Genomic DNA, 25,148 nt, shown 5'->3' on the forward strand with positions numbered 1-25,148 from the left:
CCGGGGGGGCCGCCGGTTCGCCGACGGCGGTCTCGACGCGGTCGCTCGCCAGGGCTCGCTCCCTGCTCGACCACCGTGACGGCCGCTGGTGGAGGTGCGAACGCAGTGGGCCCCGGGGCCCGGCGACGCTCCGCCGGGGTCAGTCCGAGCGGGGGTCCCTCTCCGGGTAGCCCGCCTTGGGGGTGAGGCCCTCGGGATGGGGCTCCTCGCCGCCGGGGCGCTGCTCGTCGGGCTCGGAGTCCGGGGTCCGTGACGGGTCGAGGTCGTCGCGGTCGGCGGGGGCGCGGACACCGTCCGTGCCGACCTGGCCGGGGCCGGTCTCGCCGACGCGCTCGCTGCTGACGCCCATGTCGCCGGCCAGCCGCTGCGGCCCGCCGCCGTTGGGGTTGGTGTCCTGGCCCTCGACGTCCTCGGGCAGGTCCTTCGGCTCGCTCATCGGGGGCCTCCTCAGGCCGGGGGCTCGTCGGGGCTGTCGGCGTCCTCGCCCCGCTCGTCGTCGTCCGGCTCCTGCTGCTTGTCGTCGGACTCCTTGACCTCGTCGGGCACGGCGTCCTCGACGGCCGGGTTGTCGTCCGGGTCCATGTCGCGGGCGGCCGGGTCCGCGCCCCGGTCGGCGTAGTCGGTGGCGTCGCGGACGGCGTCCGTGCCGCCGGGGAAGAGCTCCGGGGACTCGGTGGTCGGCGTCGGCTGCGGGCCGAGATCGCCCTCGCCGTCGCTGCCTTCGGTGTCGCTCATGCGCTCGCTCCTCGCTGCTGGGGGTCGTCGAACCCGTGCGTCAGGTAGGCCGTGCCCGTCCCCAGCGAGGCCAATGCGTACCGCTCGTGCGGCACCACCGGCTCGGGCAGGGAGTCGAGCGCGTCCAGGCGGCACCATCGCAGACCCGCGCTGCGGTTCGCCTCCATGACGCGCGGCTCGCCCGTCCAGGACCGCGAGGTGAAGAAGAAGTCGACGCGCTCGTCGATCGGCTCGCCGCTCCGGGTCCGCTGCATCGTCAGCTCGAAGCGCAGCTCGACGTCGGTGAGCCCGAGCTCCTCGAGGGCCTCGCGGCGCGCGGCGTCGTACGCCGTCTCGCCGCGCTCGACGTGCCCTGCGGCGCCGGCGGCCCAGTGCTCGTCCATGAAGCCGGTGCCGCGGCGCAGCTGCAGCAGCACCTCCTCGCCGCCCCCCTCGGCGGGGCGCAGCAGGAAGACGTACGCGGCCGGGACGACGACGAACCGGCCGTGCGTCACGGGCGGGGCGCGCCGCCCGGGCCGCCGTACGGACCCTGCGGACCGCCGGGGCCGCTCTTCCGCTTCGCCAGCTCCTCCTGGGCCTTCAGGCGTCCCTTGGCGATCTTGTCCGAGTACTTGCCCTTGGTCCGCTTGTCGGCCTGCGCGGCTGCCTGGTCCAGCCCCTTGGCGATCTTGTCGCCGTGCTGGTCGACGGCCTTCTGGGCCTGGCCACGAAGCTTGGAGAAGAAGCTGCTCATGGGTGTGAGGATATCGGGCGTGCCCCACCCAGCCCGTCCCCCGGAACCGCACCAGGAACCACCGCCGGTGCTGGCCGTGGTGGGCGCCACGGCGGCCGGGAAGAGCGAGGTCGCGCTCGGTCTCGCGGAGCGGCTCGGCGGGGAGGTCGTCAACACCGACGCGATGCAGCTCTACCGCGGCATGGACATCGGCACCGCCAAGCTCGCGCCCGCCGAGCGGCGAGGGGTCCGCCACCACCTCCTCGACGTCCTCGACGTCACCGAGACCGCCAGCGTCGCCACCTTCCAGCGCGAGGCCCGCGCCGTGGTGGCCGACCTGCGGGCGCGGGGCGTCGTGCCGGTGCTGGTCGGCGGGTCGGCGCTCTACACCCGCGCCGTCGTCGACACCCTCGAGTTCCCCGGCACGGACCCGGTCGTCCGCGCCCGCCTGGAGGCCGAGCTGGACGACGTCGGACCCGCGGTGCTGCACGCCCGCCTCGCCGGGCTCGACCCGGTCGCGGCCGCCGGGATCGAGCCCGGGAACGGCCGTCGCACCGTCCGCGCGCTCGAGGTCGTCGAGATCACCGGCCGCCCGTTCTCCGCGTCGATGCCCGAGCCGACGTACGTCGAGCCCGCCACCCTCCAGCTCGGCGTCGAGGCCGACCGCGCCGTCCTCGACGCGCGCATCGCGGCCCGCGTCGACGCCATGTACGACGCGGGCCTGCTCGCCGAGGTCGAGCGCCTGCTCGCCGCGGGGCTGGCCGAGGGCCGGACGGCGTCGCGCGCCATCGGCTACCGCGAGGCCGCCGCGCACCTGGCCGGCGAGCTCACCGAGGCGGAGGCCCGGGAGCGCACCGTCGTGGCCACCCGACGCTTCGTCCGCCGCCAGGACGCCTGGTTCCGCAAGGACCCCCGCGTGGTCTGGGTGCGCGACCTCGACGAGGCGCTGGTCGAGGTGGTGTCCCGACACGCCGTCCTCCGCTCGCGCGCTCGCCGGTGACGCCCGCCCGACCCGCCTCGCCCCCCGTTGCTGCGGCGGAGCGCAACTTCGGTCGGGTCGTCGCGGGCGGGTAGGCCCGAGGCTGGGTCCGTGAGGACGACGTACTACACCGCCACCAGCCTCGACGGCTTCATCGCCGACGCGACCGACAGCCTGGAGTGGCTGTTCGTCCAGACCCACGAGGAGCCCGAGCGCCCCGCCCTGCGCTACGACGACCTCGTCGGCCGCGTCGGCGCGCTCGTGATGGGCGCGACGACGTACACCTGGATCCGCGACCGGGTCGTCGCCGGCACGGAGGCGTGGAGCTACGACGTCCCGACCTGGGTGCTGACCCACCGCGACCTGCCGGGCGTCGAGGGCGCCGACGTCCGGTTCGTCTCCGGCGACGTGGCGGCGCTCCACTCCGACGTCGAGGCCTCCGCCGCGGGTCGCGACCTGTGGGTGGTCGGCGGGGGCGACCTCGCCGGGCAGTACGCCGACGCGGGCCTGCTCGACGACCTCGTGGTCTCGACGGCGCCGGTGACCCTGGGGGAGGGGCGCCCGCTGCTGCCGCGCCGCCTGCAGCTGCGGCTCGACGACGTCGTCCGCGCGGGTGACTTCGTCTGCGCCCGCTACCTGGTCGACGGCCCTCGACCCTCGGCAGACTGGCTCGGGTGACGGAGCGGGACCGGCGGCGCGACCGGGTCAGGGAGCTGCTGGACGCCGTCCTCGACGACGCCCACGACGACCTCGGCGCGATGGCGGCCGGCGCCCACGCCTCGGCGTACCACTTCGCCCGCACGGTGAGCGCCACGACCGGGGAGCCCCCGGTGGCGATGCGACGGCGGGTCGCCCTCGAGCGGGCGGCGTGGCGGCTGCGCGGCGGGGCGAGCGTCACCGAGACCGCCTGGGAGGCCGGCTACGACTCCGTCGAGGGCTTCGCGCGGGCGTACGCGAGGGCCTGGGGCCACCCGCCGTCGGCGACGCCGGCGGGTCACCCGTCGTCCACGGCGCACTGGCTCGACGCCCCCAACGGCGTCCACTTCCACTCGCCGACCGCGCTGTGGGTCGCGGCGGGGGAGCCACCCGTCGCCGCGGACGGCGCCGGCGCCGTGACGATGCTGATGGCCCACCACGACCTGGCCGACACCGCGGTCCTGCTCGAGCGGTGCGCCGCCCTGCCGGACGACGAGTGGACTCGCCCGCGGGTGCCGGGTGCCGTGCTCGTCGGCTGGGCAGGCCCGGAGGAGTCGCTCGCCCTCGTGCTGGGCCGCGTCGTCGGCGGGCTGGAGGCGTGGCTCGCCGCGATCGAGGGTCTCGACGCGCCGGGTGGCCCCGAGCCGGACACCGTCGCCGGGCTCCGTGACCGCCTCGACGCCGTCGGCCCGCGCTGGCTCGCCGCGCTCGCGGACGTCGACGCCCGCGGGGCGTGGGGCGACCGACTCGTCGACGCCCTGTGCGACCCGCCCGAGAGCTTCGTCCTGGGCAGCGTCCTCGCCCACGTGCTCACCTTCGACGCCCAGCGGCGCGGCCTGGCCCGGGTGATGCTGGCCGCGGCCGGCCTCGACGGCGGGCCCGAGGCGGTCGGTGAGCACGACGGCGACCCGGTGACGTGGCTCCGCGGCACCTGACGAGGGGCGTAGATTCGGCGGCGTGGAGAAGGCGGCGGACGAGCGGACGGGCGAGGTCGCGGTGACCGACGCGGCGACGCTGTCGGCGCTGCTCGGGGGCGAGCCCTCCGCCGCCGCGCGCGGCAAGGACCGCGACCGCCTGCACGACCTCGACCGGGCCTGGCTGGCCGCCTCACCGTTCTGCGTGATCGCCACCGCGGACGCCGACGGACGTGGCGACGCCTCCCCCAAGGGCGACCCCGCCGGGCGGCTCGTGCACGTGCTCGACGACCGGACCCTCGCGATCGCGGAGCGACCCGGCAACCGTCGCGCCGACGGCTACCGCAACGTGCTGGTCAACCCCGGTATCGGGCTGCTGTTCCTCATCCCCGGCCGGCCCGACACGCTCCGCGTCAACGGCCGTGCGCGACTGGTCGCCGACGCGCCGTGGTTCGACGACATGGTCGTCCGCGGCCACCGTCCGGTCGTCGCGATGGTCATGCACGTCGAGCAGGTCTTCCACCACTGCGGCAAGGCGTTCCTCCGCTCGGGCCTCTGGCGGCACGAGGAGTGGGACCCCGAGGCGCTCGTGCCCCGTCGTGCCGTCGTGGCCCGGACCCTCGAGCGACCGGACGACGACCTGGACCGGCTCGACGCGTACTACGGGCCGTCGTACGAGGAGGGCCTGTACCGCTCATGACCTACCCCTTCCTCAAGGGCCACGGCACCGAGAACGACTTCGTGCTGCTGCCCGACCACGACGGGGTCGTCCACGGCGACCTCGACCCGACCCGCGTGGCGCGGCTCTGCGACCGCCGGGCCGGGATCGGGGGCGACGGCGTCATCCGCGTCGTCCGCAGCGCCGTCCTGCTCGGGCGGGGCGCCGTGACGCCGGAGCAGGCGGGCTCCTCGGTCTGGTTCATGGACTACCGCAACGCCGACGGCTCCGTCTCGGAGATGTGCGGCAACGGCGTCCGGGTCCTGGCGCACCACCTCGTGACCGAGGGCCTCGCGACCACTCCCTCGCCCGACGAGCCGCTGGTGCTCGGCACCCGCGCCGGCGTGCGCACCGTGGTCGCCGACCCCGAGGGCGGGTACGCCGTCGACATGGGCCCGGCCCGCCTGCTCGCGCCGAGCCGGGTGGGCGTGAGCGGCGACCACCACTGGGACGCCGTCGGCGTCGACATGGGCAACCCCCACGCGGTCGCGTTCGTCGACGACCTCGACGAGGCGGGGGACCTGCTCGCCCAGCCGTCGTACGACGTCGGCGTCTACCCCGCCGGCGTCAACGTGGAGTTCGTCGTCCGCCGTGGGGCGGGCCACGTGGCCATGCGGGTCCACGAGCGGGGCTCCGGGGAGACGAGGTCGTGCGGGACGGGTGCGTGCGCCGTCCTCGTGGCCACCGCCCTCGCGGACGGCGCCGCGGACGCCGCCGACGTCGCCGACGGCCCGGCCGCACAGGTGAGGTACAGGATCGACGTGCCCGGAGGTGTCCTGAAGGGCACGTGGGAGCCGGGTGGCGGCACTACACTCAGCGGGCCAGCGACGATCGTGGCGTCAGGCACGACCGACCTCTGAGCCACGGCTCGCCGGCGGTGCGAGGTTTGGCGGCGCGTGGGACGGGTGAGGCTGGCGGTGACCGCCGGACCCCGAGACCGGCCCGAGACACGAGGTGCGCAGATGTCCCAGGACCGACCTGACGAGCCCGAGCCGACCCGCATCGCGGGCAGCGAACCGCCGAAGCCCGCCGGGGAGTCGGGCCCGTCGCTCGACAAGCCGCGCGAGTCCGGCCAGGGCTCCGGTCAGGGCTGGTCGCCCGCCGGCGCGCAGGAGCCCGCCCAGCAGCAGGGCTGGGCCCGCCCGGAGCAGTCGGCGCAGCCCGGGCAGGCCCCGGGGCAGGGCGGGTGGGGCCAGCAGGCCCAGCAGCCGGGTCAGCAGCCGGGTCAGCAGCCGGGCTGGGGCCAGCCCGGGCAGCCCGGGCAGCCCGGGTGGAACCAGCCGGGGCAGCCCGGGGGCTACCCCCAGCAGCCCGGCTACCCCCAGCAGGGCGGCGGCTACGGCCAGCAGGGCGGGTACGGCGGCCCGGGCGGCGGCTACGGCGGGCCCGGTGGCCCGGGTGGCTACGGCGCGCCCCCCGGCTACGGCCCCGGTGGCCCCGGTGGCCCCGGTGGCCCCGGTGGCCCCGGTGGCCCCGGTGGCCCGGGTGGCCCGCGCAAGCCGAAGGACAAGAAGCCCCTCATCATCGCCGGTGCGGTGCTCGCCGTGCTGCTGATCGTCGGCGGCATCGGGCTGGCGTTCGTGCTCGGCGGCGACGAGGACGACACCGAGGCCGAGCCGGCCGGCGGCACCTCGGAGTCCGCCGAGTCCCCGTCCGAGGGCGGGTCGACGCCGAGCGAGGAGACGGAGGAGAGCGCCCCCGAGACGCCCTCCGACGTCCCCAGCTTCACGGCGAGCGAGTACTTCGACATGAACGCGCTGTGCGACCCCCGCGCGATGAGCAACGCCTCCGAGTACGACGCCGCCGACCCGCGGATCGCGACCTACTCGGCGCTCCCCGAGGCCGGCGAGTACACCGACCTCATCGGGCCCGGCATCGGTGAGACGTGGGGCGTGGACATCGACCGCTTCGAGGACGTCAGCGTCGCGATGTGCCTGACCGGCACCGACATGGGCGAGTCGCAGACCTGCGAGGGCCAGGACCTCGACGAGAACGAGGCCAGCTACGAGTTCCGGTCGGTGTCGTACGACGTCGTCTACTACGAGGCGCTGACCGGCGCCGAGCTGGGCACGGGCCAGCCCATCGAGGCGGGCGGCGCCTGCCCCGACGCCGAGTACGCCTACGTGATCGAGGACGGCGAGACCCAGTACGCCATCCCGGACACCGAGGACGTCAACGCGGAGGTCGAGGACTTCATCACCTCCGGCGGCGGCGAGACGAGCTGAACCACCACCCGAGCCGGCCCTGACCGCCGGTCCTGCGGCGACGGTGTCGCCCTAGGATCGGCGGTCATGGACCTCCACGGAACGAGCGCCCTGGTCACCGGTGGCGCGTCGGGCATCGGGGCGGCCGTCGTCCGCCGCCTCGCGGGCCTCGGCGCGCACGTCGTCGTCGCGGACCTCAAGGAGGACGACGGCGGCGCCCTCGCCGCCGAGGTGGGCGGCACGTTCGCCCGCACGGACGTCACCGACTCCGCCACCATCCAGGCGGCCGTCGAGACGGCCCTCGAGCAGGGCCCGATGAGGACGGCCGTCAACTCCGCCGGCATCGGCTGGGCGCAGCGCACCGTCGGGCGCGACGGCACCTTCGAGTCCGCCGCCGACCTCGACGCGTTCCTGCGGGTCATCCGCATCAACCTCGTCGGCGTCTTCGACGCCACCCGCCTGGCCGCCACCGCGATCAGCCGCAGCGAGCCCGGCGAGGACGGCGCCCGCGGCGCCATCGTCAACGTCGCCAGCGTCGCCGCGTTCGACGGCCAGATCGGCCAGGCGGCGTACAGCGCCTCGAAGGGCGGCATCGTCGGCATGACCCTGCCGCTGGCCCGCGACCTCGCCGCGTCCGGCATCCGCCTCAACACCGTCGCGCCCGGGCTGATCGACACCCCGCTCTACGGCTCCGGGCCGGACGCCGAGGCCTTCAAGGCCAAGCTCGGCGAGAGCGTGCTGTTCCCCAAGCGCCTGGGCTACCCCGACGAGCTCGCCCGCATGGTCGTCGAGTGCCTGCTCAACCCCTACGCGAACGGGGAGACGATCCGCCTGGACGGCGGCATCCGCATGCCTCCGCGGTAGCCGCCGCGACTACAGCTGCTCGCGGTCCGTCTCGCAGCGCTCGGTCCCGTCGTCTCCACCCAGGCAGCCCTGGGGGAGCACGGACGTCAGCACCAGCACGAGGACCAGGGGTCCGGCGGCGAGCAGGCCGAGGGCGATCCACGGCGCCTGCCGCACCCGGCGGGCGCCGACGAGGACGACGGCGGCGAGCACGAGCGAGGCGAGCCCGACCACGAGGAGGGCCCAGGCGGGGCTGCCGCCGGATCCGCAGAGCGCGGCGCTGTAGAGCGAGCCCGGGGCGGCGGTGGGGCCCTCGTCGTCGTACCAGGGGCAGTTCTCGGGCACGGTCGCCGTCACGGCCAGGAACGCGAGCGCGAGGCCGGCCGCGAGGGCGACGAGGGCGCCCGCCAGCAGTCCGAGCCTGGTCACACGACGCACCCTGCCCGGTTGCGCCCACGGCAAACGCGGGTGCGTGCACCGGCGCGCCGCCGTACGCTGGAACGCACATGAGTCATGCACACGACACCAGCCCCGACGTGGGACCCGCGACCTCGCTCGACGAGGACTTCAGCCTGAGCGACGAGCTCGCCGAGACCGACGGCTGGGCCGACGAGGAGCCCGGCGGGCGTCCGGCGGCCCGACGCGGCGGCGCGGACGACCGCGACCCGACGACCGGTGAGGCCGACCTCGCCGACCGGCAGTCGCTGCGCCGCATCGCCGGGCTGCGCACCGAGCTCGAGGACATCACCGAGGTCGAGTACCGCCAGCTCCGCCTGGAGCGGGTCGTCCTGGTGGGGGTGTGGACGGAAGGCACCCAGGCCGACGCCGACAACTCGATGACCGAGCTCGCAGCGCTGGCGGAGACCGCCGGCTCCGAGGTCCTCGAGGCCATGACCCAGCGGCGCGGCAAGCCCGACCCCTCGACGTACATCGGGTCCGGCAAGGTGGCCGAGCTGACCCAGGTGGTCCGCGCGACGGGCGCCGACACCGTGATCTGCGACGGCGAGCTCGCGCCGTCCCAGCTGAGGAACCTCGAGGACAAGACCGGCGTCAAGGTCGTCGACCGGACCGCGCTGATCCTCGACATCTTCGCGCAGCACGCGAAGTCGAAGGAGGGCAAGGCGCAGGTCGAGCTCGCGCAGCTGCAGTACATGACCCAGCGCCTGCGCGGGTGGGGTGGCAACCTGTCCCGCCAGGCCGGTGGTCGGGCCGCCGGCGGTGAGGGCATCGGTGGTCGTGGTCCCGGTGAGACGAAGATCGAGACCGACCGTCGCCGGATCAGCGCCCGGATGTCGAAGCTGCGCCGCGAGCTGAAGGAGCTCGAGAGCACCCGCGAGGTGAAGCGGTCCGACCGCAAGCGCCACCAGGTCCCCAGCGTGGTCATCGCGGGCTACACGAACGCCGGCAAGTCCAGCCTGCTGAACCGTCTGACGAAGGCGGGGGTGCTGGTCGAGGACGCGCTGTTCGCGACCCTGGACGCCACGACCCGCCGCACGACGACCTCGGACGGCCGCGAGTACACGGTCTCCGACACCGTCGGCTTCGTCCGGCACCTGCCGCACCAGCTGGTCGAGGCGTTCCGCTCGACGCTGGAGGAGGTCGCCGACGCCGACCTCGTCCTGCACGTCGTGGACGGCTCGCACCCCGACCCGGAGGGACAGATCGCGGCGGTCCGCGCGGTGTTCGCCGACGTCGACGCCGCCGGGGTGCCCGAGCTCGTGGTCATCAACAAGGCGGACGCCGCCGACCCGATGGTGCTGGCGCGGCTGCGTCAGCGCGAGCCCGGGAGCCTGGTCGTCTCGGCCCGCACGGGGGAGGGGATCGAGGAGGCGCTCCGGGTCGTCGAGGGCGAGCTGCCCCGGCCTGCCGTGGCGTTCACCGCACTGGTGCCCTACGACCGGGGGGACCTGGTCGACCGGCTGCACCGCTTCGGTGAGATCGACTCGATGGAGCACACCGCCGAGGGCACGCGCCTCGTGGGCCGCGCCGAGCCCGCCCTGGCCGACGAGCTGGCGGCGTACGCCGTCTGAGGCTCAGGCCGCGTGGGCCCCGCGGGAGCGGGTGCCCGCGCGCAGCACCGTCCTGACCACGAGGCCGGTCACCAGCGCCCAGAACGCGGAGCCGACGCCGAGGACGGCCACCCCGGACGCCGCGACCACGAGGCACGCGACCGCCGGGACCTGCTCGCCCGGCTGCGCCAGGGCCTCGCGCAGCGAGGCGGCGAGGGTGCCGAGCAGCGCCAGGCCGGCCGCGGACTGCACGACGCCGTCGGGTGCCGCCGCGACCAGGGAGGTGAGCGCGCCGCACCCGACCGCGATCAGCAGGTACGTCGTCGCCGCGCCCACCCCGGCGGGCCAGCGCCGCGCCGGGTCGGGGCCCGCCTCGGGCCCGGCGGTCAGCGCCGCGGTGATGGCGGCGAGGTTGACGGCGTGGCCGCCGAACGGGGCGGCCAGCAGCGTGCCGACCCCGGTGACGGTCATCGACTCCCGCCACGGCACCCGGTAGCCCAGGCCGGCCATCACCGCGACGCCGGGGACGTTCTGCGACGCCATCGTCACGACGTACAGCGGCAGGGCGACGCCGAGCAGCGCCCCCGCGCTCCAGGCCGGTGCGGTCAGGGTCAGGCTCGGGACGAGGTCGGCGGCCCGCAGCCCGTCGGCGGCCGTGAGGACGACGACGCCCAGCGCCACGGCCAACGCTCCCGGCACGGCCCACCGGGGGGCGAGCCGCAGGAGGACGAGCCAGCCGATCACCACGGGGGCGACCACGGCGGGGGACGCCGTCAGCGCCAGCACCGGCTCCACGCACAGGGGGAGCAGGACGCCGGCGAGCATGGCCCGGGCCAGCGGGACCGGGATCGCGGCGACCAGGTCGCCCAGCCGCGGGACGAGACCGGTCAGCACGACCAGGCCCCCGACGACGAGGAAGGCGCCCACCGCCGCGGGCCAGCCGCCGTCCACGGCGCCGGTGGTGACGAGCAGGGCCGCCCCGGGTGTCGACCACGCCAGGGACAGGGGCGTCCGGTGGCGCACGCAGAGCCACAGCATGCCGAGGGCCTGGGCGACGCAGAGCGCGACCAGCCCGGACGCCGCCTGGCGGGGCGTCGCGCCGACGGCCGTCAGACCGGCGAGGACCACGACGAACGAGCTGCTGAACCCGACGACCGCGGCCACCACGCCGGCGGTCAGGGGAGCGGCCGCTGACCTGAGCATCGCTATCGTCCTCCCGTGCGTTCGGTGCACCGAACGTTCCGTATGCGGAACAGGTTAGGGGCGGAGGGGCGATGACGACCACCGGAGGGCCCACCGGCGCGCGCATCCGCGCCGCCCGCGCCGAGCGCGGCCTGTCCCTCAGCGCCCTCGCCGCCGCGGCCGGTGTCGGCAAGGCGACGCTCTCGGAGCTCGAGGCCGGACGGCGCAACCCGACCCTCGACACGCTCTACGCGCTCGCCGGCCCCCTCGGCGTCCCCCTGGCCGCGCTCGTCGACGAGACCGTGCGGGAGGTGGGGGACGACGCCCTGACCTCCGTGCGGCTGCACGTGCTCGCCGAGCCGGAGCGCACCACGGAGGTGTACCTGGTCCGGGTGCGGCCCGGCGCCGTCCGCCGCTCACCCGCCCACGCCGCGGGGGCGACCGAGCAGCTCGTCGTCCTCGCCGGGACCGGTGAGCTCGAGGCGGAGGGCCGGACGGTGGCCCTGGCCCCCGGCGTCCACCACGCCTGGGCGGCCGACTCCGCGCACGCCTACCGGTGCACCTCGGACACCGAGCTGGTGGCGGTCGACGTCATCGTCACGCCGATCGTGCCCGGACCGTGACCTCGGGCGGCGGGACGGCCGGGAACCCCAGGTAGCCTTTGCCCGTTTGTTGCTACGGCAGTCCCGGTGTGTCCGTCGAAGATCGGTTGGTCCATTGTCGCGCGGAGTCCTCGTCCGTCTGGTGCTCGTGCTCGGCCTCCTGGCCGGTTGCGCGGCCATCGCCCTGAACGTCTCGCCGCGACTGGGGCTGGACCTGCGGGGCGGCACCCAGATCGCCATCCAGGTCCTGCCGGACGAGAACGGTGACGAGCCGTCCACGGCCGACGTCGATCAGGTCCTCGAGGTGCTGCGCGGCCGCGTCGACAGCCTGGGCGTCGCCGAGCCGACCCTGTTGCGCCAGGGCTCCGACCAGATCCTCGTCGAGCTCCCCGACGTCCAGGACCCGCAGGAGGCGCAGGCCGTCCTCGGGCAGCAGGCGCAGCTGTCGATCCACGAGGTCGTCGGCGCCGCGCAGAGCCCCGACGCCGAGCCGAGCGAGGAGGGCAACGAGGTCCTGCCGTCGGACTCCGGCGACGTCCTCGAGATCGGCCCCACCGTCATCCGCGGCACCGAGATCAGCGGCTCCGAGGCCGTGAACGACCCGACCCAGGGCGGCGGCTGGGTCGTCAGCGTCGACTTCAACGGCGAGGGCGGCGCCACCTGGCAGGACATCACCGCCCGCGCGGCCTGCCAGGACGGCGTCCAGCGTCCCGCGACCGACCCGAAGCGCCGCGTGGCCATCGTCCTCGACGACCGCATCATCTCCTCGCCCCCGATGGCGGACGCCGTCACCTGCGCGGGCATCGGCGGCAACGCCACCCAGATCACCGGTGACTTCTCCTTCGAGGAGGCCGACAACCTCGCCGTCCTCATCGAGGGCGGCTCGCTGCCGTTCCCCGTCGAGGTCGCCTCCACACAGGTCACCGGGCCGACGCTCGGCGCCGACGCCATCCAGCAGTCCGCGCTGGCCGCGATCATCGGTCTCGCCGCGACCGCGATCTTCATCGGCCTCGTCTACCGCCTCGTCGGCTTCCTGGCCACGCTCGCGCTGACGTCGTACGCGCTGATCTCCTACGCGATCCTCGTCGCGCTCGGCTCGACCCTCACCCTGCCCGGCCTCGCCGGCTTCGTGCTCGCCATCGGCATGGCGATCGACGCCAACGTGCTGGTGTTCGAGAGAGCGAGGGAGGAGTACCGCGACAACCCGCGGGCGGGCATGCGGCGCGCCCTGTCGATCGGCTTCAACAAGGCCTGGTCGGCGATCATCGACTCCAACCTGACCACCCTGATCGCGGCCGGCCTGCTGTTCTTCCTGGCCGCCGGCCCGGTGCGGGGCTTCGGCGTCACGCTGTCGATCGGCGTCGTCGCCTCGATGGTGTCGGCGCTGGTCATCGCCCGCGTGCTGACCGAGGTGGGCGTCTCGCTGCCCTTCGTGCGCAAGCGCCCGAGGATCACGGGCCTCAGCGACGTCGGTCGGGTCCGCACCTGGCTGATGGAGAAGAACTTCCAGATCATGGCCAAGGCCAAGATTTGGCTGTCGATCGCCGCGGCGCTGGTCGTCATCGCCCTCGCCGGCATCGGCATCCAGGGCCTCAACCTGGGCGTGGAGTTCACCGGTGGCCGCACCATCGAGTACGACACCGCCCAGGCCATCGACGCGGACACCGCACGGGAGGTGGTGGCCGACGCCGGCTACCCCGAGGCCACGGTGCAGTCCGTCGCGCAGGGCAACATCTCGGTCCGCGCCGGCGACCTGAGCCAGGACGACGTGACCACCATCAACGACGCCCTCGGCGACGCGGCGGGCGGCTCGCAGGTCCTCAACGACTCCGAGGTCGGGGCCTCGCTCGGTGAGCAGCTGCGCAACCAGGCGCTGATCGCCTTCGGCCTGGCCTTCCTGGGCCAGCTGATCTACATGGCCTTCCGGTTCAAGTGGACCTTCGGCCTGGCCGCGATCATCGCGATGATGCACGACGTCCTGCTGGTCGTCGGGCTCTTCGCCTGGCTCGGCAAGCCCATCGACGGCGTCTTCCTGGCCGCGGCCATGACCATCGTCGGTGTCTCGATCAACGACACCGTCGTGGTGTTCGACCGCATCCGCGAACGATGGCGCCTGTCGCGGCCCGACGCGGTCTTCGCCGACGAGGCCAACACCGCCTGCCTGGAGACGACGCCGCGCACGATCAACACCGGCATCGGCATCATGTTCATCCTGGCCGCGCTGACCGTCCTCGGCGGCAGCTCGCTGGGCGACTTCTCGCTGGCGCTGCTGGTGGGTCTCGTGGTCGGGACGTTCTCCTCGGTCTTCGTGGCCACGCCGCTGACCGTCTTCTTCAACTCGAAGGCCCCGATGGCGCGGACCCAGAAGATCCGCCGCGCCGAGCGCGACCCGCAGGACACCGGCGCCGTCGTCTGACACACCGCGACCGCGGGTCGAGACCCGGTCCCCTGTGGAGGGGGACCGGGCTCGGCTCGTGGCGGTGGCTAGGGTTCTGCGGTGCCCGACGACAGCCGCGTGAACGAGGTCCTCGAGGCCGCCGTGGCGGCCATCGGGGGCTCCACCCGGCCCGGGCAGGTGCAGATGGCGGAAGCCGTGGCGGCCTCCTTCGAGACCGGCGAGCACCTGCTGGTGCAGGCGGGGACCGGCACCGGGAAGTCGCTGGCCTACCTCGTCCCGTCGCTGCTGCGCGGCAAGCGGGTCGTGGTCGCCACCGCGACGCTCGCGCTGCAGCACCAGCTCGTCGAGCGTGACCTGCCCCGCCTCATGGACGCGGTCGGTGACCACCCGGCGCTCGACGACCTCGACGCCGACCGGGCGTACGCCGTCCTCAAGGGCCGCTCGAACTACGCGTGCCTGCACCGCGTCCGCGAGGGCGTCCCCGACGACCAGGGGGCGTTGATCGACCTGCCGGAGGGCTCGCAGGGCGAGCAGGTCGTCGCGCTGCGCCAGTGGGTCGAGGAGCAGGCCGCCGACGGCGGGACGGGCGAGAAGGACAACGCCCCGCGACACACGGACCGTGTCTGGCGCCAGGTCAGCGTGTCGGCCCGGGAGTGCCTCGGCGCGACCCGCTGCCCGTTCGGCGAGGAGTGCTTCGCCGAGCGGGCCAAGGAACGGGCCGCGAAGGCGCGCGTGGTCGTCACGAACCACTCGATGCTCGCCATCGACGCCATCGAGGGCGTCCCGATGATCCCCGAGTACGACGCTGTCGTGGTCGACGAGGCCCACGAGCTCGCCGCCCGCGTCACCCAGGCCGCGACCGACGAGCTGACCGTCCCCGAGGTCGAGCGCGTCGCCCGCCGGGTCCAGCGCCACGTGGCCGACAAGGACGGCGACGACCCGGCGGAGGATCTCCTCGACGCCGCCGCGGCGCTGCGGGCCGCGATCGACGAGTGCCCCGAGGGCCGCCTCGACCCGCCGCCGCAGGACGTCGCCGACGCGCTCGTCCTCGTCCGCGACGCCGTCCGCGCCTGCCTGTCGGCGATGCCGAAGGAGGCCGGTGGCGGCGACTCCGACCCCGGCCGGCAGCAGGCCAAGGCCTGGCTGTCGGACCTCTTCGACCACGCCGAGCGGATGGCGAAGGGCTCGGAGCACGACGTCCTGTGGCATGCCCGCGGCCGCGATCGCATCCCCGCCCGCCTGTGCGTGGCGCCGCTGCACGTCGCCGGCACGGTGCGCAGCGGGCTGCTCGAGGAGAAGACCGTCGTCCTGACCAGCGCCACCCTGCGGCTCGGGGGCGACTTCCGCGCGGTCGCCTCCGGTCTGGGGCTCCGTCCGGACGACGAGCTGGGCTGGCAGGGCATCGACGTCGGCTCTCCCTTCGACTACGCCCGCCAGGGGATCCTGTACGTCGCCCGCCACCTGCCCCCGCCCGGCCGCGACGGCCTCGGCGCGGCGCAGCTCGACGAGCTGGCCGAGCTCGTCGACGCCGCGGACGGCCGCACCCTCGGGTTGTTCTCCTCACGCCGCGCCGCCGAGGCGGCCGCCGAGGGGCTGCGGGACCGCCTTCCGCACCTGACGACCCTCGCGCAGGGCGAGGCCCAGCTCGGTGAGCTCGCCGCCCAGTTCGTGTCGGACCCGCACACCTGCCTGTTCGGCACCCTCAGCCTGTGGCAGGGCCTCGACGTCCCCGGCGACACCTGCCAGCTCGTCGTCATCGACCGCATCCCGTTCCCCCGCCCGGACGACCCGCTGACGTCGGCCCGGCAGAAGGCCGCCGACGCGGCGGGCGGCAACGGCTTCATGCAGGTCGCGGCCACCCACGCCGCCCTGCTCCTCGCGCAGGGAGCCGGCCGGCTGATCCGCAGCACGGACGACCGCGGCGTCGTCGCCGTCCTCGACCCCCGGCTCGCCACGGCCCGGTACGGCGGGTTCCTCCGCGCCGGCCTGCCGCCGATGTGGCCGACGTCCGACCCGGCGGTCGTTCGCTCCGCGCTGTCCCGACTCGCCGCAGCCGCGGGCTCGCCGGTCGCGCCGACCTCGAAGGTCTAGTCCCCGCCGTCCCGGCACTCCTCGACGAGGCGGCGCAGGGCGCGTTCGAGGAGAGCGTCGGTGTCGGTCTGTCCGGTGGTGAGCAGGGCGGCTTCCCCCTCGGTGAGGGTGTGGGTGCGGCCGTGGGTGTCGAGGAGGCGGGTGAGGCCGTGGGGTGATCGCCAGACGGTGCCGGCGGGGGTGGGCGCGATGGTGTAGCCGAGGTGGGTCCGGGCCCGGTGGGCGGTCCTCGACAGGGGCTGGGACTCGGTGGTGGTCTGGCCGGGTGGTCCGCCGTGGGCTGGGTCGACCCAGGGCACGGGGTGGTCGAGGTCCATGGATCGTCCGCGGCGGGTGGCGTGGGGGAAGGCCTCGGCGGGGGCTCTGAGGTGGATGCGTTCGCGCATCCAGGTGGGGTGTTCGTAGGCGTCGACGGCGTGGGTCTCGCGGTTGTCGATGACGGGCTGGATGGTGAGGTCGTGGCGGCGCAGGAGGGTGGCGAGGTCGGCGACGTCGACGGGGCCGTGACCCTCGATGCGCGCCACGCCCGAGCCGGTACGGGTGCCGTCGAGCGCGGACTCGTGCAGGTGGACGTACAGCACCGCCTTCGGGCGGAGCCTCGACAGGGCCCTGGCGTCGAGCCGGTCCAGGACGTCCTCGGACAGTGCCAGCGGTGACGCCGTCACCGGCGCCTCGGGTCCTGCCTCGTGGTCGGTCTCGTCGGGCTCGGTCTCGATGTGCGTCGCCGGCGCCGGGCCGGGCACGTCGGTGGGGACAGTGGTGTCGTCCTCGGGGCCGGGCCCGGGCTCGGTGTCGTCGGACTCGGGGGTGGGTCCGCCGCGGCGAGAGCGTTCGGCGCGCTGCTCCCGGGTGATCCACTCCTCGTCCGGAGGGAACGGGTTGTCCTCCGCACACCCGTCGCCGGTGGGGTCGGCGGGGTCGGCGCCGTGTGCGACGAGCAGGCCCATGAGCTCGGCGGGGCGGGCGAGCCAGCCCATGGCCTCGGCGCGCAGGGTGTCGCGCGGCAGGTCGGGTAGACCGGTCGCGGCGCGTTGGACGGCGAGGATGTCGGCGACCCGGGAGACCATCGCGTCGACGAACACCGCATCCCCGGTCCCCAACCGTGCGATCAGGGTCCGCATCCCGGTGGAGTCGGCACGACCCAGCCCGACGTACCGCTTGGCCCGCGACGCCGCGGCGCGGGCGCGGTGACCCTCGGGGTCGGCAGCGATGACCGAGGCCTCGGCGACCTCGAGGACCCGCGAGGGTGAGACCCCGATGATGGCCTCGGCGACCGCGGCGTCCACCACGCTCATCCGCGCGGCCGGGACCGTGCGGGACAGCGAGGCCACTCTGCGCGCGACCCAGGCCTCGGCCCGGCCGTCCATGACGTGACGCCACGTCCGGGGCAGGCGGTGGCGCAGGTCGAGCGCGTCGGCGCACATCGCGCGCACCGACACCGGGTGCCGGGCCAGGGCGATGCCGAGCTCGAGCAGCGACAGGTCACGCACCAGCGGTGCCCCCTCGCCGGCGATCGCGACCAGCTTCTCCCCACCCAGCACCTCGCCGCGGGTCGGGGTGTGGCCGGGCTCGTCGCGAGGGTCGGAGGCGAACCGGTCGCACCACGTCAGGCACGCCACCAGCTCGTCCAGCTCCGCCTCCCGACGACGCCTGACGGCCTCCTCGGCGCGGAACAGCACCTCCGCCGTCGGCGACATCTCCCACTCACCCAGCCGCGAGGCCCGAGCGGCGCGCAGCTCGGCGTCCACGTCAGGCGCGTCAGCGGCTGCGGGCGAGATCATGGCCACAGTCTAGTCGAACACCTGTTCGACTGCCAGACCATCTTCACACGCCCGACGCGCGCAGGTCCGACGCGGGAAACCCGATCGGCCACCGAGTCCGACCGGCAGCGGTGCTGCGTCGCTGCCTGCGGCGGGCTAGACGAAGTACGAGGCCACGAAGAACGCGGCCACCGCCACCACGAGCACGAGGGCCGTGAGCCGCACCCAGGGGGAGAAGCTGCTGCTCGCCGCCGACGGGTACGGCGAGTCGCGCGGCACGCCGCGCAGCTCGGGCGGGTCGTCCTCGACGCCCTCCGACCACCGCTCGTCGGCGCGGATCGCCAGCTCGCGGCGGACGGCGTGGCGCCAGGCGTCGACCTGGCGGGCGTCGTACCCCTCGCCGTCGACGAGCCGGAACCCCCCGCGGGACGACCCCGGTGACGGGGCGTGGCCGGCGAGCAGCCGGCGGGTCTCGGCGACCGCCTCGTCGACCTCGGCGACGTCGTAGGCGGGACGGCCGCGCACGAGCGTGAAGTCGGGGCCCAGCAGGTCCATGAGCCCCGACGCTACCGAATCAGGCGCGGGGCTCCGGCGGCGGAGCGGGCGCCGACGGCGGCTGCGCCTCGGCCCGGTCCACGCGGCGGTGGAAGCGCATCCCCGCGAGACCGCCGAGGACGGCACCGAGGAGCGTGACGACGGCGACCACCCCGAGACCGATCGCGCCGACGCCGAGCTCGTCCCCGCTCGGCACCAGCGGTGACAGCTGCTCGGAGTCAGCCTGTCGGCCGCCGAGGGCGGCGGCCACGACGGTGAGAGCCACGGCGACGAGCACCGCCCACAGCCACACCGCGAGGCCCTGCCGAGCGCCGTGGAAGCGCGCCATCCGCCCGGCGACGTACCCACCGGACAGGTAGGCCAGGAAGAGCACGACGAGGATCACGACGACACCGGTCACCCCGAGGTACCAGTCGGTCCGGCTGCCCGTGCCGTCGACGACGTCCCCGGCCCCCGACTCGGTCATCGAGCCCACGCCACCCAGCCCGAGGCCCAGGGCGGCGAGGAGCGCCGTCAGCAGCACGATCATCCCGATCGAGGTGACGAAGCCCAGGAACGCGCTGCCCACCTTGACCCCGCCGTGGGAGTCCTTCGCCTGCTGCTGCCCGACCGACACGGTGCCCTCCTCGGGGACGGGTGAGGTCCTAGAGTCGCGGAACCCCGTCCCAGCCGCCCCGCGGCGCGCCGCGCAACCCCAGGAACCGCGCCACCGTGGGCGCGACGTCGACCGTCGTGGCCAGCGCCGAGGACGACCCGCGGCCGACGTCGGGGTGACCGCCCGAGAGGAAGAACGGGATCGGCGACGTGGTCGGGTGCCCGTGGTTGCCCGGCAGTGGGTTCGACCCGGGCGAGGGGTCGCTGAAGCGCCACCCCGCCTTGCTGTAGACCACGACGTCGCCCGCCTCGGGGCCCAGCCGGAGCCAGGACGCCGCACGCCTGCGGTCGTGCGCCGCGAGGACGCCGTCCGTGGCGAGGGCGAGCCGGCGGATGCGCCGGACGGCCTGCTCGCGGTCGCGGGCCGGGCCGGTCCAGTAGACGAGGTCGGCGCCGCCGTTCTGGCCCACCACCACCCTGTCGGCGAGGAACGGGTCCTCGGCGAGCACGGGCGAGAGGGAGACGGACCGGTCGGGCCGCGACCAGTCCATCGAGTGGTCCGCCAGGACGACGAGCAGCGAGTCGCGCCAGCGTCCGCTGTCCTCCAGGGCGGTGACGAGGCGGGAGACCTGGGTGTCGGCGGAGGCCAGGGCCGCGCGACGCGCGACCTGCAGCGACGTGCCGGTCAGGTCGCTGTGGCCGACACGGTCGATGTCACCGAGGTTGACGAAGACCAGGTCCGGGTCGTGGGCGTCGATCATCGCCAGGGTGGCGTCCATCGTGAAGACGTCCGGGGCGTGCTCGGACACCGGCACGAGCGGCTCCGGCTCCCAGCGGTGGGTGGCCCGGGTGCCGAAGATGCCGAAGAGGTACTCCTTCGACAGCACGGTGCCGCTCGTCAGCCCCTGCCGCCGGCACCGCTGCAGGACCGTGTCGGCGCGCATGTCGCCCGGTCGGTCCAGGGTACGAGTCTCGCCCAGCTCCCGGTCGTAGACCGCGTTGGCCGGCACGCCGCTGCGGTCCGGGCGGACGCCGGTCATCATCATCGTGTGGTTCGGGATGGTCTCCATCACCGGCAGCGACCGCGCCCGCGGGAAGGTGCGGCCCGCGCTCCGCAGGCGGCGCACGGTCGGCATGAGGTCACCGCCGAGCTCCCCGTCGATCTCGGCGGGGCGGCAGCCGTCCAGCACGACCACGTAGGCGCGTCGGCGGCGGGAGCCGCGCCGGGCGGCCACCTGCGCGGCGGCCGGGGCCGACATCGCGGCGGTCGAGAGGACGACGCCGGCGCCGGCCTGCAGGACGGTGCGGCGGCTGGCGCCCGGGGCGCTCATCGTCCACCCACCGGGGCGTCGGCCTGCTCGAGGGTCGCCGTGCCCGCCCGCGTCCGCCAGGACGTCGACCACTCGACGCCCGCGCGACGGTCGGTCCGCGACGAGATCACCCACCAGTCCATCTGCACCCTCCGGCTCGTGATGTCCAGCACGCTGAAGCCGTGGCTGTCGAAGTCCAGGTACTTCACGTGCAGGTTGTCCGCCTTGATGGCCGTCTCGACGCCACGGCTCGTCGTCCCCGGCGGCGTGCCGGTGATGTCCTTGAGGTTGTTCGAGGTAACCGAGGTGCACACGAGCTCGACGCCGGCGCTCGTCTCGCCGTCGACCGGGACCGGGTAGGTGCCGGCGTCGTACGGCAGCTCGCAGGCCCACCCGGAGTGGATGTCGCCGGTCAGGAAGACCACGTCCCGCACACCCCGGTCGCGGATGTGGGCGAACAGCTCGCGGCGGTCGTCGGTGTAGCCGTCCCACTGGTCGACGTTGTACGGCGACCCGTCGCGCGGCAGCAGTCCCGCGACGTCGTTGACGTTGTCGACCAGCTCGGCGGGCAGCGAGGCGAAGGTGACGGGGGCGATCATCACCGGGTTGCCGACGAGCTTCCACTGCGGACGTGAGGGTCGCAGGGAGTCCTTCAGCCAGTCCAGCTGCTGCCGGCCGGTGATCGTGCGGTCGGGGTCGCTGACCTCCCCGTCGACCAGCGGGGTGGCGACCTGCTGGTCGCGGTAGGTCCGCAGGTCGAGCATGCTGAGCTCGGCGAGGCGGCCGAACCGGAGGCGGCGGAAGAGGCGGGTGCCGTCACCGAGGTCGGCGGTGGCCGACATCCGGGCGGGCATCCACTCGTCGTACGCCCGGTGGGCGCGGGCCCGCCGGCGCCGCCAGTCGCCCTCGTCGGGCTGGTGGTTCTCCGCACCGCCCCGCCAGGCGTCGTTGGTCGACTCGTGGTCGTCCCAGGTGACGACGAAGGGGAGCCGGGCGTGGAGGTCGGCCAGGTCGGGGTCGGTCTTGTACTGCGCGTGCCGCTGGCGGTAGTCCGCGAGGCTCACGATCTCGCGGGCGGGGACGTGGGGGCGGACGTCGGTGTTCTCCTGGCCCTCGCCGTACTCGCCGGGGGCGTACTCGTAGAGGTAGTCGCCCAGGTGCACCACGAGGTCGAGGTCGTCGCGCGCCGCGAGGTGCCGGTACGCCGAGAACCAGCCGGCCTGGAGGTTGGCGCACGACACGACGCCCCACCGCAGGCGCCCCGGCTCGGCGTCGGCCGCCGGCGCGGTGCGGGTCCGCCCGACCCGGCTCGTGCGTCCCTGCCAGGTGAACCGGTACCAGTACCAGCGGGCCGGGCGCAGCCCGCCGACGTCCACCTTGACGGTGTGGTCGCGCCAGGGCCCGGTGACCGCGCGGCCGCGGCGGACGACGCGGCGGAAGGCGGCGTCCTCCGCGACCTCCCAGCGCACCTCGACGCGGGGCCCGCGGCCCGAACCGGGTGTGGCCGCGGACGACGGGGTCACCCGCGTCCACAGGACGACGCCCGTGGGGAGCGGGTCACCCGAGGCGACACCGTGCGCGAAGGCGCGACGGTCGGCGGTCGCAGCGGGGGAGGCGTGTGCCCCCGGGGTGAGGAGAGCGGTGCTCGCGGCACCGGCGGCACCGGCGGCCAGCACGGCACGGCGGGTGGGGGAGTAGACGGTCACGCTCCAGTGAACGCCTGTCCGGGCCGTACGTGACGGCCCGGACGGCAGTGGTCACCAGATGTTCACCCGGGGGTCCGGTCAGAGGCGCCGCAGCACCGTCGTGACCTTGCCCAGCACGGTCGCGTGGGTGCCGTCGATCGGCTCGAAGGCATCGTTGTGGGGCAGCAGCCAGACCTGGCCGGCGTCCGTGCGCCGGAACGTCTTCACGGTCGCCTCCCCGTCGATCATCGCGGCCACGACGTCGCCGTTGACCGCCGTCGGCTGCTGGCGGACCACGACGTAGTCGCCGTTGCAGATCGCGGCGTCGACCATCGAGTCGCCCTGGACCTCGAGCAGGAACAGGGTGCCCTCGCCGACCAGCTGGCGCGGGAGCGGGAAGACCTCCTCCACGCGCTCCTCGGCGAGGATCGGTCCGCCGGCGGCGATCCGACCGACGACCGGCACGTAGGTGGCGGCGGGCATCGCGTCACCGGCTCCGGTGTCGTCCACGGCCGAGGGTGCGGCCGACGACAGGGACCGGCGGGCGGCCAGCGCGTCCGGCATCAGCACCTCGAGGGCCCGCGGCCGGTTCGGGTCGCGCCGGAGGAACCCCTTCTTCTCCAGCACCCGCAGCTGGTGGGCGACCGACGAGGACGACGTGAGGCCGACCTCTGTGCCGATCTCCCGCATGCTCGGGGGGTAGCCGCGCTGCTCGAGGGAGTCGCGGATCACCTGCAGGACGCGCTGCTGCCGGGGCGTGAGGCCGGAGACGTCCGGTGGTCCGTCGGGCAGCTCGGTCACCGTGCCCCCGTCGTCGCTCCCGTCGTGGGTCCCTGTCGCCATCGTCGGTCCTCCCGCTCCTGCCGGCCCGTGCCGGCGTTCGTGACGACGAACCTACGACGGATCGACCCCTGTCTTCAAACACCTGTTCGACGGCGTGTCGCCCCGGGATCCGCCGGGCGGCGGTCGAACGCGTGTTCGTCGTGACCTTGTGCCGTTCGAACAGATGCTCTACCGTCGCATACGTGTTCGATCGAACGTAGGTGCGAGTCAGGCGTCGACCCGCCGTTGTCGGTGGTCGTCCGTAGAACTCGTCCCACTCGCCCGACGCACCCTCTTCCTTCCCCAGGAGGTCCTCATGGACACCACGTACGCCGCCCGCCCCGTCGCCCCCGTCCGGCTGACCCGCCGCGGGCGCTTGGTCGTGTTCGTCGGCTCGCTGCTGCTGGTCCTGGCGACGGTCCTGGGTCTCGGCCTCTCGCTCGATACCTCGAGCGCCAGCGGTGACGCGGGCACGCCGCCGCCCACCGAGGTGGTGACGGTCGGCACCGGCCAGACGCTGTGGGACATCGCGGGCGACCTGGCCGCGGACGGTGCCGGCGACGGCGACGTCCGCGCGGTGGTGCAGGACCTCGAGGAGCTGAACGGCCTCGACTCGGCGATGCTGCTCGCCGGTCAGGACCTGCGGGTCCCGGTCGTCGACTGAGACGACCCCGGCCTGTCCGAGGACGACTGCGCGTGCCGGCTCGTGTACGCCGGGGCGTCGCGCCGGCCGAGGAGCCGGACGAGTCGCGCGAGCAGGATCAGTGCCGTGAAGAGGCAGGCGACGGCGCCCAGCGAGGCGGCGCCGAGGAACCACCAGGCTGTCCCCTCACCGGACCGCGCGGCGGCGCCGAAGTCGATGGCGGCGACCACCAGGTAGCCCCAGGCCACCGCGGTCAGGGTGACGCCGAGCGCCAGCAGGAGGAGGCGTCCCACGCGGAGCGGCGCGCGCCTCTCACGGGGCCTGCGTGGCCCCGCGCGCTTGCCCCCGCGGTTCCCCCTCGCCACGGGCCCATCATCGCACCCGCGACGCCGTCGGGGTCCCGACCGCGCCGCGCTCGCTCAGACGGAGAAGACGAGACCGGCGATCGCGGCGTTCGACAGGTTGGCGAGGCTGGCGGCCAGCAGTGCGCGCAGGCCGAGGGCGGCCAGCAGGGAGCGGCGTTCGGGGGCGAGGGAGCCGACCACGCCGAGGATGATCGCGATCGAGGCGAAGTTCGCGAAGCCCGCCAGGGCGAAGGTCACGACGACCACGGTGAGCGGGTCCAGCCCGGCGACCGCGGGGCCGAAGTCGGCGAACGCGACGAACTCGTTGAGGACGGTCTTCTGCCCGATCCACGACCCCGCCTGCGCGGCCTCCGACCACGGCACGCCGAGCAGCCAGGAGAGAGGGGCCAGGGCCCAGCCGAGGATGCGCTCGAAGGTGAGGCCGTCCACGCCGAACCAGCCGCCGACGGCGCCCAGGAGCCCGTTGGCCAGGGCGATGAGGGCGACGAAGGCGATGAGCAGAGCGCCGACCGTGATGGCGATGCGCCCGCCCGCCAGCGCGCCGCGCCCCACCGCGTCGATCAGGTTGCGCGACTCCGTGTCGCGGACCTCCCGGACGTCGAGGGAGTCGAGGTCGACGTGCTCCTCGCCCTCGGCGAGCACGATGCTGGCCGGCTCCCTGTCGACGGGGGTCGAGTCCGGCCACATCAGCTTCGCGAACAGCAGGGCGGCCGGCGCGTTCATGACCGTGGCCGCCAGCAGGTACTCCAGGGGCGCCCCGAGCAGGGAGTAGCCGACGAGGGTCGAGCCGGCCGCGGCGGTCAGGCCGCCGACCATGACGGTGAAGACCTGCCCGGCCCGCAGGGAGCGCAGGTAGGGGGCGATCATCAGCGGCGCCTCGCTCTGGCCGAGGAAGATGACCGTGCTGGCGTAGAGCGACTCGACCTTCGACACGCCGAGCACCCGCGACAGGGCGCCGCCGATCCAGTGCGTGGCGAGCTGGATGACGCGCAGGTAGAACAACAGGCCGATCAGGGCGCCGAGGAAGATGATCACCGGCAGCACCGAGAGGGCGAAGACCGTGCCGTCGTCACCGCCGGCCTCGTAGAGCGGCCCGAAGAGGAACGACGTCCCCTCGTCGGTGAAGCCGATGAGGTCGGCCACGCGGTCCGCCGCCCAGGCCAGCGCGCGCTCGCCGGGGCCCCAGCGCAGGACGAGTGCGGCGAAGGCGACCTGCAGGCCGAGCGCGGCGAGCAGCGTCCGCCAGGAGATGCCCCTGCGGTCGCTGCTCAGCGCCCACGCCACCGCGAGCAGCAGCGCCAGGCCCAGGATCCCGCGGAAGTCCGCCACCC

At 74.6% G+C, this 25,148-nt stretch carries 26 protein-coding genes; 12 read left to right on the plus strand and 14 right to left on the minus strand.

What is annotated here, in order from left to right; translation table 11 throughout:
- Positions 1-139: 139 nt before the first annotated feature.
- The 4 genes from MJ876_RS13645 to MJ876_RS13660 are packed head-to-tail and all read right to left on the minus strand — an operon-like array spanning position 140 to position 1,468.
- Positions 140-436, minus strand: coding sequence for a hypothetical protein (locus MJ876_RS13645; RefSeq protein ID WP_240236939.1), 297 nt, complete (start codon positions 434-436; stop codon positions 140-142).
- 11 nt (positions 437-447) lie between these two features.
- A complete protein-coding gene (locus MJ876_RS13650; RefSeq protein ID WP_240236941.1) occupies positions 448-735 on the minus strand; it encodes a hypothetical protein in 288 nt (95 codons plus the stop codon).
- The gene (locus MJ876_RS13655; RefSeq protein ID WP_240236943.1) at positions 732-1,229 is read right to left on the minus strand and encodes an NUDIX domain-containing protein; all 498 of its coding nucleotides are present in this window, start codon (positions 1,227-1,229) and stop codon (positions 732-734) included. Before MJ876_RS13655 ends, MJ876_RS13650 begins: the two co-directional genes overlap by 4 nt.
- Positions 1,226-1,468, minus strand: coding sequence for an antitoxin (locus MJ876_RS13660; RefSeq protein WP_240236945.1), 243 nt, complete (start codon positions 1,466-1,468; stop codon positions 1,226-1,228). Before MJ876_RS13660 ends, MJ876_RS13655 begins: the two co-directional genes overlap by 4 nt.
- A gap of 19 nt (positions 1,469-1,487) precedes the next feature.
- Here MJ876_RS13660 and miaA point away from each other — a divergent pair, with 19 nt between their 5' ends.
- The 7 genes from miaA (at position 1,488) to MJ876_RS13695 (ending at position 7,822) form a co-directional block, all read left to right on the plus strand.
- Complete coding sequence (gene miaA / locus MJ876_RS13665) at positions 1,488-2,447, plus strand: tRNA (adenosine(37)-N6)-dimethylallyltransferase MiaA (RefSeq protein ID WP_240236947.1); 960 nt, start codon at positions 1,488-1,490, stop codon at positions 2,445-2,447.
- Positions 2,448-2,537: 90 nt separating this feature from the next.
- Positions 2,538-3,104: a dihydrofolate reductase family protein gene (locus MJ876_RS13670; protein WP_240236949.1), complete on the plus strand. Its 567-nt coding sequence runs from the start codon at positions 2,538-2,540 to the stop codon at positions 3,102-3,104.
- Positions 3,101-4,057, plus strand: a complete 957-nt coding sequence (locus tag MJ876_RS13675; protein ID WP_240236951.1) for a helix-turn-helix domain-containing protein — start codon at positions 3,101-3,103, stop codon at positions 4,055-4,057. Before MJ876_RS13670 ends, MJ876_RS13675 begins: the two co-directional genes overlap by 4 nt.
- Positions 4,058-4,079: 22 nt before the next feature.
- Positions 4,080-4,736 (plus strand): MSMEG_1061 family FMN-dependent PPOX-type flavoprotein, encoded by a 657-nt coding sequence (locus tag MJ876_RS13680; RefSeq protein WP_240236953.1) that lies wholly within the window; start codon positions 4,080-4,082, stop codon positions 4,734-4,736.
- Positions 4,733-5,614: a diaminopimelate epimerase gene (gene dapF / locus MJ876_RS13685; RefSeq protein ID WP_240236955.1), complete on the plus strand. Its 882-nt coding sequence runs from the start codon at positions 4,733-4,735 to the stop codon at positions 5,612-5,614. Before MJ876_RS13680 ends, dapF begins: the two co-directional genes overlap by 4 nt.
- A gap of 102 nt (positions 5,615-5,716) precedes the next feature.
- A complete protein-coding gene (locus MJ876_RS13690; protein ID WP_240236957.1) occupies positions 5,717-6,979 on the plus strand; it encodes a hypothetical protein in 1,263 nt (420 codons plus the stop codon).
- Between the two features lie 66 nt (positions 6,980-7,045).
- A complete protein-coding gene (locus MJ876_RS13695) occupies positions 7,046-7,822 on the plus strand; it encodes an SDR family NAD(P)-dependent oxidoreductase (protein ID WP_240236959.1) in 777 nt (258 codons plus the stop codon).
- 9 nt (positions 7,823-7,831) lie between these two features.
- On the opposite strand, the gene MJ876_RS13700 is transcribed toward MJ876_RS13695, so the two are convergent.
- The gene (locus tag MJ876_RS13700; RefSeq protein WP_240236961.1) at positions 7,832-8,230 is read right to left on the minus strand and encodes a hypothetical protein; all 399 of its coding nucleotides are present in this window, start codon (positions 8,228-8,230) and stop codon (positions 7,832-7,834) included.
- A gap of 77 nt (positions 8,231-8,307) precedes the next feature.
- On the opposite strand from MJ876_RS13700, the gene hflX reads away from it, so the two are divergent.
- Positions 8,308-9,831, plus strand: coding sequence for a GTPase HflX (gene hflX, locus MJ876_RS13705; RefSeq protein WP_240236963.1), 1,524 nt, complete (start codon positions 8,308-8,310; stop codon positions 9,829-9,831).
- 3 nt (positions 9,832-9,834) lie between these two features.
- On the opposite strand, the gene MJ876_RS13710 is transcribed toward hflX, so the two are convergent.
- Positions 9,835-11,013, minus strand: coding sequence for a benzoate/H(+) symporter BenE family transporter (locus MJ876_RS13710; protein WP_240236966.1), 1,179 nt, complete (start codon positions 11,011-11,013; stop codon positions 9,835-9,837).
- 71 nt (positions 11,014-11,084) lie between these two features.
- Here MJ876_RS13710 and MJ876_RS13715 point away from each other — a divergent pair, with 71 nt between their 5' ends.
- From MJ876_RS13715 to MJ876_RS13725, 3 genes are all read left to right on the plus strand, one after another.
- Positions 11,085-11,615 (plus strand): helix-turn-helix domain-containing protein, encoded by a 531-nt coding sequence (locus MJ876_RS13715; RefSeq protein WP_240236968.1) that lies wholly within the window; start codon positions 11,085-11,087, stop codon positions 11,613-11,615.
- A 94-nt stretch (positions 11,616-11,709) separates the two neighbouring features.
- Entirely contained in the window at positions 11,710-14,010 is a 2,301-nt protein-coding gene (gene secD / locus MJ876_RS13720) for a protein translocase subunit SecD (protein ID WP_240236970.1), read from the plus strand.
- Positions 14,011-14,175: 165 nt separating this feature from the next.
- Positions 14,176-16,083, plus strand: a complete 1,908-nt coding sequence (locus MJ876_RS13725; protein WP_240237122.1) for an ATP-dependent DNA helicase — start codon at positions 14,176-14,178, stop codon at positions 16,081-16,083.
- On the opposite strand, the gene MJ876_RS13730 is transcribed toward MJ876_RS13725, so the two are convergent.
- From MJ876_RS13730 to lexA, 6 genes are all read right to left on the minus strand, one after another.
- Entirely contained in the window at positions 16,080-17,864 is a 1,785-nt protein-coding gene (locus MJ876_RS13730) for a hypothetical protein (RefSeq protein ID WP_240236972.1), read from the minus strand. The genes MJ876_RS13725 and MJ876_RS13730 overlap by 4 nt on opposite strands.
- Positions 17,865-17,999: 135 nt before the next feature.
- Entirely contained in the window at positions 18,000-18,398 is a 399-nt protein-coding gene (locus MJ876_RS13735) for a hypothetical protein (protein WP_240236974.1), read from the minus strand.
- Positions 18,399-18,417: 19 nt separating this feature from the next.
- Positions 18,418-19,014: a hypothetical protein gene (locus MJ876_RS13740; RefSeq protein WP_240236976.1), complete on the minus strand. Its 597-nt coding sequence runs from the start codon at positions 19,012-19,014 to the stop codon at positions 18,418-18,420.
- Between the two features lie 28 nt (positions 19,015-19,042).
- On the minus strand, positions 19,043-20,323 hold the full coding sequence (locus tag MJ876_RS13745) for an alkaline phosphatase family protein (protein WP_240236978.1): 1,281 nt from the start codon (positions 20,321-20,323) through the stop codon (positions 19,043-19,045).
- Positions 20,320-22,008 carry an alkaline phosphatase gene (locus MJ876_RS13750; RefSeq protein ID WP_240236980.1) on the minus strand — a complete coding sequence of 563 codons (1,689 nt, stop codon included), beginning with the start codon at positions 22,006-22,008 and terminating at the stop codon, positions 20,320-20,322. Before MJ876_RS13750 ends, MJ876_RS13745 begins: the two co-directional genes overlap by 4 nt.
- 78 nt (positions 22,009-22,086) lie before the next feature.
- A complete protein-coding gene (gene lexA, locus MJ876_RS13755) occupies positions 22,087-22,830 on the minus strand; it encodes a transcriptional repressor LexA (protein WP_240236982.1) in 744 nt (247 codons plus the stop codon).
- A gap of 295 nt (positions 22,831-23,125) precedes the next feature.
- Here lexA and MJ876_RS13760 point away from each other — a divergent pair, with 295 nt between their 5' ends.
- Positions 23,126-23,473, plus strand: a complete 348-nt coding sequence (locus MJ876_RS13760; protein ID WP_240236984.1) for a LysM peptidoglycan-binding domain-containing protein — start codon at positions 23,126-23,128, stop codon at positions 23,471-23,473.
- On the opposite strand, the gene MJ876_RS13765 is transcribed toward MJ876_RS13760, so the two are convergent.
- Together MJ876_RS13765 and MJ876_RS13770 are read right to left on the minus strand one after the other, a co-directional pair.
- Positions 23,443-23,745, minus strand: coding sequence for a hypothetical protein (locus MJ876_RS13765; RefSeq protein ID WP_240236986.1), 303 nt, complete (start codon positions 23,743-23,745; stop codon positions 23,443-23,445). The genes MJ876_RS13760 and MJ876_RS13765 overlap by 31 nt on opposite strands.
- Before the next feature lie 126 nt (positions 23,746-23,871).
- The gene (locus tag MJ876_RS13770) at positions 23,872-25,146 is read right to left on the minus strand and encodes a nucleoside transporter C-terminal domain-containing protein (protein ID WP_240236988.1); all 1,275 of its coding nucleotides are present in this window, start codon (positions 25,144-25,146) and stop codon (positions 23,872-23,874) included.
- Positions 25,147-25,148 lie beyond the last annotated feature (2 nt).

It is taken from the genome of Nocardioides sp. CFH 31398, from assembly GCF_022436705.1.
Taxonomy (GTDB): Bacteria; Actinomycetota; Actinomycetes; order Propionibacteriales; family Nocardioidaceae; genus Nocardioides.

Excerpts from the sequence above, each read along its gene's own strand:
- MJ876_RS13690 (WP_240236957.1), top strand. The coding sequence starts at position 5,717 with ATGTCCCAGGACCGACCTGACGAGCCCGAGCCGACCCGCATCGCGGGC.
- MJ876_RS13760 (WP_240236984.1), top strand. The coding sequence starts at position 23,126 with ATGGACACCACGTACGCCGCCCGCCCCGTCGCCCCCGTCCGGCTGACC.
- MJ876_RS13645 (WP_240236939.1), bottom strand. The coding sequence starts at position 436 with ATGAGCGAGCCGAAGGACCTGCCCGAGGACGTCGAGGGCCAGGACACC.
- MJ876_RS13650 (WP_240236941.1), bottom strand. The coding sequence starts at position 735 with ATGAGCGACACCGAAGGCAGCGACGGCGAGGGCGATCTCGGCCCGCAG.
- dapF (WP_240236955.1), top strand. The coding sequence starts at position 4,733 with ATGACCTACCCCTTCCTCAAGGGCCACGGCACCGAGAACGACTTCGTG.
- MJ876_RS13735 (WP_240236974.1), bottom strand. The coding sequence starts at position 18,398 with ATGGACCTGCTGGGCCCCGACTTCACGCTCGTGCGCGGCCGTCCCGCC.
- MJ876_RS13745 (WP_240236978.1), bottom strand. The coding sequence starts at position 20,323 with ATGAGCGCCCCGGGCGCCAGCCGCCGCACCGTCCTGCAGGCCGGCGCC.
- lexA (WP_240236982.1), bottom strand. The coding sequence starts at position 22,830 with ATGGCGACAGGGACCCACGACGGGAGCGACGACGGGGGCACGGTGACC.
- MJ876_RS13725 (WP_240237122.1), top strand. The coding sequence starts at position 14,176 with ATGGCGGAAGCCGTGGCGGCCTCCTTCGAGACCGGCGAGCACCTGCTG.
- MJ876_RS13715 (WP_240236968.1), top strand. The coding sequence starts at position 11,085 with ATGACGACCACCGGAGGGCCCACCGGCGCGCGCATCCGCGCCGCCCGC.
- MJ876_RS13660 (WP_240236945.1), bottom strand. The coding sequence starts at position 1,468 with ATGAGCAGCTTCTTCTCCAAGCTTCGTGGCCAGGCCCAGAAGGCCGTC.
- MJ876_RS13730 (WP_240236972.1), bottom strand. The coding sequence starts at position 17,864 with ATGATCTCGCCCGCAGCCGCTGACGCGCCTGACGTGGACGCCGAGCTG.
- hflX (WP_240236963.1), top strand. The coding sequence starts at position 8,308 with ATGAGTCATGCACACGACACCAGCCCCGACGTGGGACCCGCGACCTCG.
- MJ876_RS13695 (WP_240236959.1), top strand. The coding sequence starts at position 7,046 with ATGGACCTCCACGGAACGAGCGCCCTGGTCACCGGTGGCGCGTCGGGC.
- MJ876_RS13710 (WP_240236966.1), bottom strand. The coding sequence starts at position 11,013 with ATGCTCAGGTCAGCGGCCGCTCCCCTGACCGCCGGCGTGGTGGCCGCG.